Origin of the sequence: Nonomuraea sp. NPDC049400 (assembly GCF_044466425.1) — a bacterium.
Taxonomy (GTDB): domain Bacteria; phylum Actinomycetota; class Actinomycetes; order Streptosporangiales; family Streptosporangiaceae; genus Nonomuraea.
The window spans coordinates 295,948-308,715 of sequence record NZ_JBITMP010000009.1 but is presented as its reverse complement, the minus strand read 5'-3'; the positions used below and the strand labels follow the sequence as shown (position 1 = coordinate 308,715).

The following is a 12,768-nucleotide window of genomic DNA, read 5'->3' as shown; positions in this document are numbered from 1 at the left end:
CCTTCGTCCGAGGAGGCCCCTATCCGAGGAGGCCGAACTCCTGGTGGACGGAGTTGTGGCGCAGGTCCGCTTCTATCTGGGCTGCCGCGCGCCTCATGGCGGGCAGGAAGTCACTCATGGCCTCGGCGCTGCCGCGGCCGGCCAGCATCGACACGTTGAGCGCGGCCAGGACCCGGCCCGCCGCGTCGCGGACCGGCACCGCGATCGAGCGCGATCCGTCGTCGATCTCCTGGTCGACGATCGCCCACCCCTGGGCGCCGGCCTCGCGCACGATGGCCCGGAGCCGGTCCGGATCGGTCACCGTGTGCTCGGTGATGGGCTCCAGCTCCACAGCGGCGAGATAGTCGTCGAGCTGCTGCCCGGACTGCCCGGACAACAGCACGCGCCCCATGGACGTCGGGTAGGCGGGGAACCTGCTGCCGACCATGATGGGGACGGTCATCAGGCGTTTGACGGGCACCCGGGCGACGAACACGACGTCGTTGCCGTCCAGCACGCCGAGCGAGCAGGTCTCGTGGATCTCGCCCACGAGCTGCTCCATGTGCGGCAGGGCCACTTCGGGGAGGCTGAGGCTCGACAGGTAGGCGTAGCCGAGCTCGAGGATGCGCGGGCGCAGGGAGTACAGGCGCCCGTCGGTCATCACGTACCCCAGGTCGACGAGCGTCAGCAGGAAGCGCCGCGCGGCCGCCCGGTCCAGGCCGGTGATCTTTGCGACCTCGGTGGAGGTCAGTTGCGGCCGGGTGTGGTCGAACGCCTTGATGACGGCGAGTCCCCGTTCCAGGGACTGGACGAAGTACGGTGGCCGCTCCTGAGCCGGCGAAGGCTGCTCGGCTTGGTCCCCGTCGATTCGCGCCACCACTGCCACGCTCCCTGTTCGCTCATATGGGGGTCCCCGATCCGCCCCGGCGGAGGACCGCGGCGGCGTCCCCAGGATAGAGGCCGCCGGAACGTCGGATGACTGATCATTTCAGGCATGCCGCACCGCTTCGGTCAGCAGGGTCGTGAGCTCCCGAGGGTGCGACAGCATGGGGGAGTGAGCGCTGTCGATCTCGACCTGCCGGGTCGCGCGACCGGCCATCGCCCGCTGCGCCTGCGGTGACAGGGCCACGTCCCGGGCGCAGACGATGTAGGTGGACGGGATGTCGTGCCAGGAGGCCCGCTTCACGGGGGTGGTGACGGTGCCGATGTGCTCCGGCGTGATCCGGCCGGTCGCGGCGGCCACCTGCTCCGGGGAGCAGCCGCCGTAGAACAGGTGGCGGGCGGCCGCCTCCGACACGTGCAGGTAGTCGCCCTCGGCCGTGGGGGCGAGCGCAGGATCGGGCGGCGGCGGTGTCAGGGTGTTGGCGTCGGCGCACGACTCGCCGGCCTCGAGCAGGAACGCCGTCAGATAGATCAATGACGCCACGTTCGGCGCCCCGGCCGCGGCCTCAGTGATCACTGCTCCGCCGTAGGAATGCGCGCACAGCGTCACGGGGCCGTCCAGAGCGGCGAGCTCGGAGCGCAGGAACGCGACATGACCCGCGAGGTCGTGCGGGCCGGGGCCCCGGCCGAGGCCGGGAAGCTGGATGGCTCTGACGGTCAGGCCCGCCTCGGTGAGCAGGGGGACCACGGGGTCCCACGCCCAGCCGCCATGCCAGGCCCCGTGGACCAGCACCAGCGTGGGCAGCGCCTTTTCGGTCGTCGAACTCACATGGATTCCTCTCGCCTCGTCGTGCCGGACGGCGCTACGGACAGGCGAATGGTAACAGTGCGCACAGCTGTGCGCCATACGCACAATTTCGGATGCACCTATTGCATTGAATCCGGAACACTGAGTACTATCCGCACAATCGTGCGTATGGCGCACAAAATCATTCACGGTGAAGCGGCCGGTACACCGCCCCCGAGTGGCGCTCCCCCCACCACCCCGGTCACGCCCACAGGAGGAACGACGTGGAGCTGCATTCCAAGGTCCCTGAAATCGCGGTCCGCCAAGCCGCGCTCTCCGGAGCGACGGCGCCCGAGTGGGAACGATGCTGAGATTCCTGGGCCGTCGCCTGCTCCTGGCCGTGCCGACACTGCTCGGCGTCTCCCTGATCGTCTTCGTCACCGCGAAGCTCGTACCGGGCGATCCGGTGGCCAGCCTCGTCGGCCCCCTCGCGCCGGAGGCGGCGCGCCGAGAACTGATCAGCCGCCTCGGCCTGGACCAGCCGGTGGCCGTCCAGTTCGGCACCTGGCTGTGGAACCTCGCCCAGGGCCGGCTCGGGACGTCCATCCAGCTGCAACTGCCGGTGCTGGACGTCATCGTGCCCGCCTTCGGCAACACGGCCCTGCTCGCGTTCGCCGGCGCGCTGATCGCGTTCACCGGAGCCGTCGCGCTGGGTTCCGCCGGCGCGTTCTCCTCCCGCTCAGGACCCCGCCGGTTGGGCTCCGGCCTGTCCTTCCTGGCCATGTCGGTGCCGCCGTACTCGGTCGCCCTGCTGCTCGTCGTCGTCTTCGCCGTCGGGTTTCCCGTCCTGCCCGCCGGCGGCATGCAGGATCCGATCAACGGCGGCGGCACGGCGGACCTGCTGCGCCACCTGATCCTGCCCGCGATCGCCGTGGCGGTGATCCCGATGGGGGTCATCGCCCGGATGCTCCAGGCCACGCTGGCCGAGGTCCTGTCCGGCGACCCCATCACCGCCATGAGGGCACGCGGCCTGAGCCGGGCCGCGATCGCCGGGCACGCGCTGCACAACGCGCTGCCCTCGCTGCTCACGATCGCCGGGCTCCAGCTCGCCTACCTCGTCGGCGGCGTGGTCTTCGTCGAGACGATCTTCTCCTGGCCGGGGCTCGGCCAGGCCCTCTACAACGCCATCGCCTCCCGGGATCTGCCGCTCGTCCAGGGCGGCGTCCTGGTCATCGCCGTCTCGTTCGTCGTCATCAACATCGTGGTCGACGGCGCCCACGCCCTCATCGACCCCCGTGTACGGAGATAGCCGTGGACGACATCTCACCCGCCCGCGACACCACCACCCCTGACCCTCCACGAGACCGGCCCCGACGACGTCGCCTCCCGGCGGCCCTGGTCGCCGGCGCGCTCATGACCCTGGCCCTCGTCCTGACGGCGGCGCTCGCGCCGCTGCTGCCACTGCCCGACCCCGACACCGGCTCCCTCGCCCAACGGCTGCTGCCGCCCGGCTCCCCCGGTCACCTCCTGGGCACCGACGGGCAGGGCCGCGACCTGCTCAGCCGCCTGGTGTGGGGCACCCAGCCGTCGCTGGTCGTGGGATTCCTGCCCGTCCTGGTCGCCGGTGTCATCGGCACCCTCCTCGGCATCGTCGCCGGGCTCGGCGGGCGCGGCCTGGAGAACGCCGTCATGCGCAGCCTCGACGTCCTCTTCGCCTTCCCCGCCGTGCTCCTGGCCATCGCCATCGCCGCCTCGCTCGGCGCCGGCCTCACCAGCCTGATCATCGCCCTGTCCACCATCCTCGTCCCCGCCGTCGCCCGGGTGGTTGTCACCGAGGTGGCTCGGCTGCGCGAGCTCGACTTCATGCAGGCGGCGCAGGCCAGCGGGGCCACCTGGCCGACGATCGCGCTGCGGCACGTGCTGCCCGGCATCGTGCCGCCGGTGACCGTGTACTGCTCGGCACTGGTGGGGCTGTCCATCGTTCTCGGCGCCGGGTTGTCGTTCCTCGGCCTGGGCGTCGCGCCGCCGCGTGCCGAGTGGGGCGCGATGCTGGACGACGTCCGACAGCACATCTTCGTCGCGCCGCTCCTCACCCTGATCCCGGCCGCGGCGATCTTCCTCGCATCCGTGGCGTTCAACGTGCTCGGTGAGGGACTGCGCCGGCACTTCGACGTGCGATCGAGGTACACGGTATGAGCGCGCTGCTGGAGATCGACGACCTGACCGTGGACTTCGCCGCCGGCCCAAGGGTCGCCCACGCCGTCCGCGGCGTCAGCCTCACCGTCGAGGCCGGCCGCACGACAGTCGTCCTCGGCGAGTCGGGGAGCGGGAAGTCCGTCACCGCACGGACCGTCATGGGGCTGGTGGGGGGCCGGGCGACGATCCGCGGCTCCGTCCGGTTCGACGGCACCGACCTCCTCGCCCTCGACGAGCGCGCCATGCGGGACCTGCGCGGTCGCGACATTGGCCTGGTGCCGCAGGACCCCAACGGTTCGCTCGACCCGCTGCGCAGGGTAGGCGCGCAGATCGGCGAGGTGCTGCGCGCGCACCGCGCCGTGGCGTCGCGAGCGGCCCGCCGCGACCGGGTGGAAGAGCTGCTCACCCACGCCGGGATCACCGACCCCGCCCGTGTGGCCCGCTGCTACCCGCACGAGCTGTCCGGCGGCATGCGGCAGCGGGTCGCCATTGCCGCCGCCGTGGCCTGCGGGCCCCGCCTGCTCATCGCCGACGAGCCCACCACCGCACTCGACATGACGGTCCAGGCCAGGATCCTGGACCTGTTCGGCCGACTCCAGCGTGAGCTGGACATGGCCATCCTGCTGGTCACGCACGACGTGGGCGTCGCCCGGCAGATGGGCTCCTCGGTGGTGGTCATGTACGCCGGCCGGGTTGTTGAGCAGGGGCCGGCCCGGAGGGTGATCGACCGGCCCGCCCACCCGTACACCGCTGCCCTGCTCGGCGCGCAGCCCCGCCCCGGGATCCCCCGCGGGGAGCTGGTGGCGCTGCCTGGCCTGCCGCCGTCGGCCACGACCACGATCGAGGACCGGTGCGCGCTGGTGCCACGCTGCGCCCACAGCGTCGCCGCCTGCTCAGCCGCGCTGCCCCGGCTCGGGCCCGTCGCGGACGGCGGCTCGTCCGCCTGCCCCGTGCCGTGGGCCGACGCCCCCGCCACCGAACGGAGTCCAGGATGACCGAACCGCTGCTGGTCGCCACCGGCCTGACCAAAAGGTTCGCCAACGGTGTCCTCGCCGTCGACGACGTCAGCCTCACCCTGCACGAGGGCGAGACCCTCGGAGTGGTGGGCGAGTCGGGGAGCGGCAAGTCCACCACCGCGAAGCTGATCCTGCGCCTCCTGCGGCCGGACGCCGGGCAGGTGGTCTTCGCGGGGCACGACCTCGCACGCGCGCGGGGCTCCGAGCTGCGGGCGCTGCGGGCCAGGCTGCAGGTGGTCCCGCAGTCGCCGCAGACCTCGCTGAACCCGCGCATGACCGTCGGCGACGCCATCGCTTTCAACCTGCGCGCGCACGGCTGGCGCAGACGGGCGATCGCGGCCCGCGTCGCCCACCTGCTCGACCGGGTCGGGGTGTCGCCGGCGGACGCCGGCCGCTACCCGCACGAGATGTCCGGCGGCCAGGTCCAGCGGATCGCCCTGGCCCGCGCCCTGGCCACCGACCCCGAGCTGATCGTCTGCGACGAGGCGGTCTCCGCGCTCGACAAGAGCATCCAGGCCCAGGTGCTCAACCTGCTCGCCGAGCTCCAGCGGGAGACCGGCGTGGCCCTGCTGTTCATCTCCCACGACCTGTCGGTCGTCGAGCACATCGCCGACCGCGTCGCCGTCATGTACCTGGGGCGGCTGGTCGAGGAGGGCGGTGCCGACCAGATCTGGACGGCACCGCGCCACCCCTACACCCGCACGCTCTTGTCGTCCATCCCCTCGATCACCTGACTCCCCTATGGAGACCCTCATGGACTTCCGGCAACGCTCCACCCTGATCCCGGCCACCCTCTCCTTCGCCCTCGTCGTCGCCCTCGCCGGCTGCGGCTCCGGTGCCTCCACCAACGGGTCGGGCTCCGGCTCCGGCGGCACCCTGGTGATCGGCATGACCGCCTCCGACATCCCCGGCACCGACACCGTCCTGGCGTTCACGCAAGGCTTCGAGGGCGAGCGTTTCGTCAACTTCCAGCTTTACGACGGCCTCACCCGCTACGACCTGAAGCAGGCGGACAAGACGCCGTCGATCGTGCCCGGCCTGGCCACCTCATGGGAGACCAGCAAGGACGGGCGCACCTGGGCCTTCGACCTGCGGGAAGGGGTCACCTTCTCCGACGGCACCCCGTTCGACGCCGACGCCGTCGTGTTCGCCTTCGACCGGCTGCTGAAGAAGGACAGCCCCTTCTACCACCCGACCGCGGCCGGCGCGGCGTCCCTGTGGACCAAGGACATCGTCTCGTACGCGAAGGTGGACGCCCGGACGGTCACCGTCACCACCGAGAAGCCGAGCGGGCACCTGCTCACTGACCTGACATTTCTCACCATTCCCAGCCCCACCGCGGTCAAGAAGTACGGCAACGAGCAGTTCGGTCTGCACCCTTCGGGCACGGGTCCCTTCACCTTCGAGTCGCTCAAGCCGGGGCAGCAGCTCACGATGGTGGCCAACAAGAAGTACTGGGGCGGCGCGCCGAAACTGGACAAGGTGATCCTGCGGCCCATGACGGACGCGAGCGCGCGCGCCGCGGCGCTGCGCTCAGGCGAGGTCAACTGGATCGAGTACCCCAGCCCCGACGACATCGACTCACTGAAGTCGGCCGGCTTCCAGCTGCTGTCCAACAACTACGACCACCTCTGGTACTGCACGTTCGACCAGGCCAAGAAGCCGTGGAACGACGTGCGGGTGCGGCAGGCGGCCAACTACGCCATCGACCGCGAGTCCATCGCCAAGGACCTGCTCAAGGGCACCGGCGATCCGGCCTACCAGCACGCCCCCGCCTCGACGGAACAGTACGTCGCCGCCAACGACACCTACTCCTACGACCCGGACAAGGCCAAGAGCCTGCTGGCCGAGGCGGGCCTGGCCGGCGGGTTCAGCACGACCCTGGCCGTGCCGACCGGAGGCTCGGGCAACCTCATCCCCGTGCCCATCGCGACCGCCCTCCAGGCGCAGCTCGCCAAGGTGGGGATCAACGTGAAACTGGAGAAGGTCGAATGGTCGGCGCTGCTGGCCGACCTCAACGCCGGCAAGCCCGCCCTCGGCGCCGACGTGCAGTGCGCCTCGACCGTCACCTTCCAGGCCGAGTCCCTGATGCGGAAGTTCTGGGCCAAGGACACCCCCGTCTACACCGGCAACTGGTATAACGCGAAGGTCGACGCGCTCACCGAGAAGGCGGAGCGCACGCTCGACCCCGCCAAGCGCAACACCCTGTTCCAGCAGGCCGAGCAGATCATCAGCGCGGAGGCGCCGTACCTGTTCGTGGTGAGCGACCGCAACCCGCGCGCCCTCGCCTCCGGAGTCAAGGATGTGATCCAGCCGAAGTCCTGGTTCATCGACCTGACCACCGTGCGCATCGGCGACTGAGGAGGCCAGCCATGACAGCCAGCGACGAACCCATCCGGTGGGCCGTGAACCTGCCGCTGCCCGGCCTCGCGCTCCGCGACCACCGCAGGGCGGTGGAGGCCCTGCCCGATCTCGGCTACAGCGACGTGTGGACCGGCGAGGGCGGCGGCCTGGACGCCTTCACCCCCCTGGCCGCTGCCGCGGCCTGGAGCCCGGGACTGGGCGTGGGCACCGGAGTGCTGCCCATCTTCACGCGCGGCCCCGCCGTCATCGCGCAGACCGCCGCCGCCCTGGCCGATCTCACCGATGGGCGGCTGACGCTGGGCATCGGGACCTCGGTTCCTGCCCACGTCTCGGCGTTGAACGACGTGCCGTTCACCAAACCGGTCACCCGTCTGCGGGACACGCTGCGCTTCCTGCGCACCGCGCTGCGCGGCGACACCGTCGACCAGGAGTACGAGACCTTCACGGTCCGCGGGTTCCGGCTACCGAGGACCTCCACCGTCCGGCCGAAGGTCGTGGTCGGCGCGTTGCGCCCAAAGATGGTGCAGCTCGGGCTGAGCGAGGGGGACGGGGTGATCACGAATGTGCTCACGGCCGCCGACCTCACGCAGGTCCTCGACGCGGCCGGACCGCGTCCGCCGGGCAAGGAGATCGTGGTGAAGGTCTTCGTCTGTCCCACCGACGACGAGGACCACGCCAGGAGCGCCGGCCGGGCCTTCCTGGGCTGGATCCTCAACCAGGCGCCCTACCGGGCCTTCCACGACTGGCTCGGCCGGGGCGACCGCCTCCAGGAGGCGCGGGGCCGCTTCGACGCCGGCGACCAGCAGGCGGCGGGCAGGGCGCTGCCGGAGGACCTGGTGGACGCCCTGTGGATCCACGGCTCGCCGGCGGAATGCCATCGGCAGATCGCCCGCTTCGCGCAGGAGGGGGTCACCTCGATCCTGCTGTACGTGGCCCCGACCCCCGAGCTGCTCACCGGCCGCGCGGACTTGCTGGACGTGCTGGCCCGCCTGAGGGGCGGCGCCTGAGACCTCGCGGGTAACCGCTTCGGCCTCGATCCGAGGTGGCCCTGATCGGGCCATGGTCGGGTCGTGGCGGCGGCCCGCCACCGCCGGGCGGAACCGGAGGAGGACGAGGACGACGACGAAGAGGCGGGGAAGAGGACGATGACGAACGGCTGTCCGTACGGTCCCCGCCCTACCCCAGGCCGCGTTCCCCGTACCACCCGGCCAGCTTGCTCCGGCGGCTGACCGCCCGCAGCCGCCGCTCCACCTGGTCCCGGCAGGCCGCCGTGGTCACCACCAGGAGCTGGTCGTCGGCCCTGACTCGGGTGCTGTCCGAGAGGACGAACGACTTGCCAGGGGCGCCACCTCCACCTCCAGGTCGTGGGCCTCGCCCGGCGCCCGACGCGTCCTGCCAGGGCTTGCGTGCACACTCCTGCACCTCACCGGTTGACACGGCCCCTCATCGCCAGCGGCGCGAAAAAGGGGGCCGTCACCCCTCGCCCGCAACCGTGCTGCGTATGCAGCGCGACTACGATCAGCAGAGCGCAATCTGACCGGCCGGGCCCGTGAAGGCCCGAGGGACGGCCGCACACGGGAAGTCGTCGTCGGGATGGGCGTCCGCAAACTCCAGCAGTTTGTCCGTTACCGCATCGAACAAGTCGTTGGACTTGACCTTGTAATCGGACAACTGCTTGCGGATTAAAGCTTCTTGAACTCCGCACCAGTGAGCGCCGAGGGCATGTGTCTCCTTTGGCTTGGGGGCAAGCCGCCGCCAGCGCGCGGCTCCGGGGTTGTTCGCACAGAAATGTTCCACATTCACCCAAGCAGCCCAGAAATGATCTGTCCATCCAGCGGTCAGGCCGTGATGGGATGCCCTCCGGCTTACTGACGCCTTCGCGGCGAACTGACATCCGGGTGGCAAACCCGCTGACATCTGACGGCACTTGGCACTCACGACGATCACCGGCACGGCAGCCGGGGCCAACCTACGTGCCTGACGTGCCTGACAGACCTTCGAGCGGCTGACCTGCCAGTTCGCTTGACAACACTAGATAACCATCGGGGTCGGTGTCACTAGCCGCAAGGTAACTCTGTGTGATGAGACTTGCTGCTGTAAGGGGGGCTGTCACGGGCCACCGTCTGGTTCGATGCTGTCTCGCCGTGACGTGGCCAGGTAGTAGAGGCCGATGCCCAGTCCGGTGGTCAGCAGGACGAGCCCGAGGGCGATCATGGCGATGATGGTGGGCCATTGGAGATGCTGCGGCAGGTGCAGGGCCAGAAACCACGATCGGGTGACCTGTCCGGTGGTCAGCATGAGTGCGGGCACGATGCCCTGGGCCACCAGGGGCACCCAGCACAGGGTCAGGCTCGCGATGACGTACGCGCGTCGGCCCATCGGGGCCAGGTCGAGGCCGAGCTTGTCCAGGCGCAGGTCGGGCTTGGGCGGGTGCGGCCGCCCCAGATCCAGGGCCGGGGCCGGTCGCCTCCGCTTGGGTGAGACGCCAGTGCGCAGGTGCAAGAGCAACTCGGGCGCGCTCGATTCGAGTCTGGTTGCGGCGAGGCGCCCCAGCAGCCAAGCCAGCGTGGCGCCGCCGACCAGGCCCATGACCGGTCCCGCCCAGACCGGCCCCAGCCGGACCGCGAAATAGGCGGGGGCGGCGGTCGCCGCGGTGAGGATCAGCACCAGCAGCACCTGGGCGAAGTCGGTGCCGTTCTCCAGCAGGTTGCCGCCTCTGCGGTGCGGATCGGTCATGGGCACCGGCCGCAGCACCGACACCAGCACGGTCACGCCCGCGCCGCCGCCCAGCAGCGCGGGCACGAGCGCCGCCAACCAGGGCCACAGGCCCAACTCGCCGGTGAAGACGACCATGGCGGCGGTCAAGACGAGCGTCGGCGGCGCGGTGACCAGCAGCCAGGCGAGCTGACGGCCGCGCACGTCGTAGCGCGCGGCGCCGGGGACCATCATCTTGCCCCACAGCTCGGTGCCGTCCTCGCCGTAGAGGTTGGCGGAGATGGCCGCGACCCACAGGGCGAAGACCGCTCCGGTCCAGGGCAGGAAGATCGGCGCGTCGATGACCAGCGGCAGCAGGCAGAACGCCAAGGCGTAACACAGGGCGAAGACCAGGTAGTGAAAGCGCAGCAGGTCCCGAGACCAGGTGCGTAGCTCCCGGGCGGCGACTGCCGTCACCGGGCCCGTGGCCCACCCGCCGGAGGCCACCCGGACCGGGCGCCCGCTCGCGCGCCGGGTGGTCAGCCGCCGCTTCAGCAAGGCGGCCCAGCCGTACCAGCACACCACGCCGAGCGCGGCCAGCCCCGCCAGGGCGGCGGCCACCGTCGGCCACTGTCCCTGCCCGGCCGCCCGCACGGCCACCAGACCCCAGCCGGAGGGCAGCGCCACAACCCAGGCGGAGAACGGGTCGGGGAACCCGGTGCGCAGGGCGGTCTGCACCAGGGGAGAGAGCACCCAGCTCGAATGCAGCCCAGCCAAGATGGCGGCGCTGACGAGCGCGGCCAGCGCCGCGCCCGCCTTGGACCGCATGACCTGGCCCAGCACCGCGGTGACCAGCCGGGAGGCGAGCACGCACACCACCAGCTGCAGGACGACGGCGAGCACGCCGACCGCCGTGGCCGCCCCGCCGAGCCCGGCCTTGACGGCTACCACCACGAGCGCGGAGAAGGCCACGAACGTGACCAAGGGTGCGACACCGACGAACGCGGCCCCCGCCAGCCCGGCCGCCAAGCGGCGCGGCGTGAACGACAGCAACGAGAAATGCTCGGGACGCAGCGTCTCATCGCCGCCGCCGAACAGCGCCGGGCCCAGCAGCCAGCCCGCCGTCCACAGCGCGAACCCCACCCCCAGCAGGTCGAACGGCAGCGACGCGAGCGGGTAGTCGCGCCCCGCGAGCACGATCAGACCCCCCGCGAGGGCCAACCCGGTCAGCGCGCCGGTGACCATCTGGGCGGCGCGCCGGCCGGTCATGGAGTGCCGCAGCACGGCCAGCTTCATCTGGATCAGGAGGACAGCCACGCCAGCTCACCCACCTCGGGGATCTGGCCGCCGACCAGACTCACGAACCGCTCTTCCAGGCTCCGGCCCGCCCGCACGGCTCCCAGCGGGCCCGAGGCCACGACCCGGCCGGAGGCGATCACCGCCACGTGGTCGCACAACTGCTCGACCACGGCCATCACATGGCTGGAGAACACCACCGAACCGCCGCCGCGCACGAACCGCTGCAAGATCACTTTGATGGTGGCGGCCGAGACGGGGTCGACGGCCTCCAGCGGCTCGTCCAGCACCAGCAGCCTCGGCGCGTGCAGCAGCGCCGTGGCCAGACCGATCTTCTTGCGCATGCCGGTCGAATACTCCATCACCAAGGTGCGCTCGGCCCTGTCCAGCTCCAAGACCTCCAGCAGTTCGCCCGCCCGCCGCTCGACCTCCTTGAGGTCCATGCCACGCAGCAGACCGGTGAAGCACAAGAGCTCGCGGCCGGTCAGCCGCTCGGGCATGGACAACCCGTCGGGCAGCACGCCAATCAGTTTCTTGGCCCGCGCAGGGTCGGCCCACACGTCGAGGCCGAAGATCTCGGCCCGCCCGCCGTCGGGACGCAGCAGCCCCACTGCCATCGACAACGACGTCGTCTTGCCGGCCCCGTTGGGGCCGACAAGGCCGAAGAAGGACCCGCGCGGCACCTCCAAATCGATGTGGTCGACGACCGCCTTGCGGCCGAAGCTCTTGGTCAGAGCGGCGAGCCGAAGCGCCGTGTCTGTACTTGATGGCCCCACAGCGCCTCCTTGTTTATGAACGGCACGTGCCGTGTCTTTTAGGGAGCATGCTGGAGGGTGACAGTGTTGTCAACACGGCACGTGCCGTCCGATACGGTGGTGAGATGACCGACAAGCGCGGCAGCCGTGCCACCGACCGGACCGAGGCCATCATGCGGACCACGCTGGAGTTGGGAGAGGAGATCGGCTACGCCAAGCTCAGCATCGAAGCGGTCGCGGCCCGCGCCGGCGTCGGCAAGCACACGATCTACCGCCGCTGGTCGTCCAAGGGCGCCCTGTTCCTCGACTCGCTCCTGTCGCTGAACAAGTCCGATCTGGACTACCCCGACACCGGCGACATCATCGCCGACCTGCGCCAGCAGATCCACGCGGCCATCAACCTGCTGGACCAGCCACCCGTGGGCCCTCTGTATCGAGCCCTGATCGGCGAGGCCCTGCTCAGCCCCCAGGTCGCCGCGGCGCTCAACGACCACTTCATCACCCCGCAGGCGGAAAAGACCCTCGCCCGGCTGAAGGCGGCCCGCGACCAAGGGCAACTGTCGCCCGGCTTCGACCTGGATCTGGCGATGGACGTCCTGTCGGGCCCGCTGTACTTCCGGGCCCTGATCACCCAGAAGCCGCTGACGCACGAATACGTCGACCGCGTGATCGAGGCCCTCTTCACCGGGATGGGATCCAGGCCTTGATACGGAGTGCAAGCCCGAAGTTCCAGGGCCGACTCAGGTGACTAAGAACCTTCAGTTCGCGTGAACTCTGGGCTTTCGAAGGGCCCCACTCC

General features: G+C 70.6%; 13 protein-coding genes. 7 read left to right on the top strand and 6 right to left on the bottom strand.

Features of this window, described 5'->3' with window-relative positions; translation table 11 throughout:
• Nucleotides 1–19: 19 nt before the first annotated feature.
• A complete protein-coding gene (locus ACIBVN_RS16830) occupies nt 20–859 on the bottom strand; it encodes an IclR family transcriptional regulator C-terminal domain-containing protein (protein WP_397137161.1) in 840 nt (279 codons plus the stop codon).
• 108 nt (nt 860–967) lie between these two features.
• Nucleotides 968–1,690, bottom strand: coding sequence for an alpha/beta fold hydrolase (locus ACIBVN_RS16825; RefSeq protein ID WP_397137159.1), 723 nt, complete (start codon nt 1,688–1,690; stop codon nt 968–970).
• 322 nt (nt 1,691–2,012) lie between these two features.
• Here ACIBVN_RS16825 and ACIBVN_RS16820 point away from each other — a divergent pair, with 322 nt between their 5' ends.
• Genes ACIBVN_RS16820 through ACIBVN_RS16795 form a run of 6 tightly spaced genes read left to right on the top strand, consistent with a single transcriptional unit; the run spans nt 2,013 to nt 8,231 of the window.
• A complete protein-coding gene (locus ACIBVN_RS16820) occupies nt 2,013–2,957 on the top strand; it encodes an ABC transporter permease (RefSeq protein WP_397137157.1) in 945 nt (314 codons plus the stop codon).
• A gap of 2 nt (nt 2,958–2,959) precedes the next feature.
• Entirely contained in the window at nt 2,960–3,844 is an 885-nt protein-coding gene (locus tag ACIBVN_RS16815; protein ID WP_397137155.1) for an ABC transporter permease, read from the top strand.
• A complete protein-coding gene (locus tag ACIBVN_RS16810; protein WP_397137153.1) occupies nt 3,841–4,839 on the top strand; it encodes an ABC transporter ATP-binding protein in 999 nt (332 codons plus the stop codon). The genes ACIBVN_RS16815 and ACIBVN_RS16810 overlap by 4 nt, the downstream gene beginning before the upstream one ends.
• Nucleotides 4,836–5,594, top strand: coding sequence for an ATP-binding cassette domain-containing protein (locus ACIBVN_RS16805; protein ID WP_397137151.1), 759 nt, complete (start codon nt 4,836–4,838; stop codon nt 5,592–5,594). The genes ACIBVN_RS16810 and ACIBVN_RS16805 overlap by 4 nt, the downstream gene beginning before the upstream one ends.
• Before the next feature lie 19 nt (nt 5,595–5,613).
• Nucleotides 5,614–7,221, top strand: a complete 1,608-nt coding sequence (locus ACIBVN_RS16800; RefSeq protein ID WP_397137149.1) for an ABC transporter substrate-binding protein — start codon at nt 5,614–5,616, stop codon at nt 7,219–7,221.
• Between the two features lie 11 nt (nt 7,222–7,232).
• Complete coding sequence (locus ACIBVN_RS16795) at nt 7,233–8,231, top strand: LLM class F420-dependent oxidoreductase (protein ID WP_397137147.1); 999 nt, start codon at nt 7,233–7,235, stop codon at nt 8,229–8,231.
• 169 nt (nt 8,232–8,400) lie between these two features.
• Here ACIBVN_RS16795 and ACIBVN_RS16790 read toward each other — a convergent pair whose 3' ends face one another.
• The 4 genes from ACIBVN_RS16790 to ACIBVN_RS16775 all read right to left on the bottom strand — a co-directional run bounded on the left by ACIBVN_RS16790 (nt 8,401) and on the right by ACIBVN_RS16775 (nt 11,990).
• On the bottom strand, nt 8,401–8,661 hold the full coding sequence (locus ACIBVN_RS16790) for a hypothetical protein (RefSeq protein ID WP_397137145.1): 261 nt from the start codon (nt 8,659–8,661) through the stop codon (nt 8,401–8,403).
• Nucleotides 8,662–8,742: 81 nt separating this feature from the next.
• Nucleotides 8,743–9,177, bottom strand: a complete 435-nt coding sequence (locus tag ACIBVN_RS16785) for a hypothetical protein (RefSeq protein ID WP_397137143.1) — start codon at nt 9,175–9,177, stop codon at nt 8,743–8,745.
• A 156-nt stretch (nt 9,178–9,333) separates the two neighbouring features.
• Nucleotides 9,334–11,235: a hypothetical protein gene (locus ACIBVN_RS16780; protein WP_397137141.1), complete on the bottom strand. Its 1,902-nt coding sequence runs from the start codon at nt 11,233–11,235 to the stop codon at nt 9,334–9,336.
• A complete protein-coding gene (locus ACIBVN_RS16775; RefSeq protein WP_397137139.1) occupies nt 11,220–11,990 on the bottom strand; it encodes an ABC transporter ATP-binding protein in 771 nt (256 codons plus the stop codon). Before ACIBVN_RS16775 ends, ACIBVN_RS16780 begins: the two co-directional genes overlap by 16 nt.
• 104 nt (nt 11,991–12,094) lie before the next feature.
• Between ACIBVN_RS16775 and ACIBVN_RS16770 the strand changes: the two genes are divergently transcribed.
• Nucleotides 12,095–12,676: a TetR/AcrR family transcriptional regulator gene (locus ACIBVN_RS16770; RefSeq protein ID WP_397137138.1), complete on the top strand. Its 582-nt coding sequence runs from the start codon at nt 12,095–12,097 to the stop codon at nt 12,674–12,676.
• The last annotated feature ends 92 nt before the right edge of the window (nt 12,677–12,768 follow it).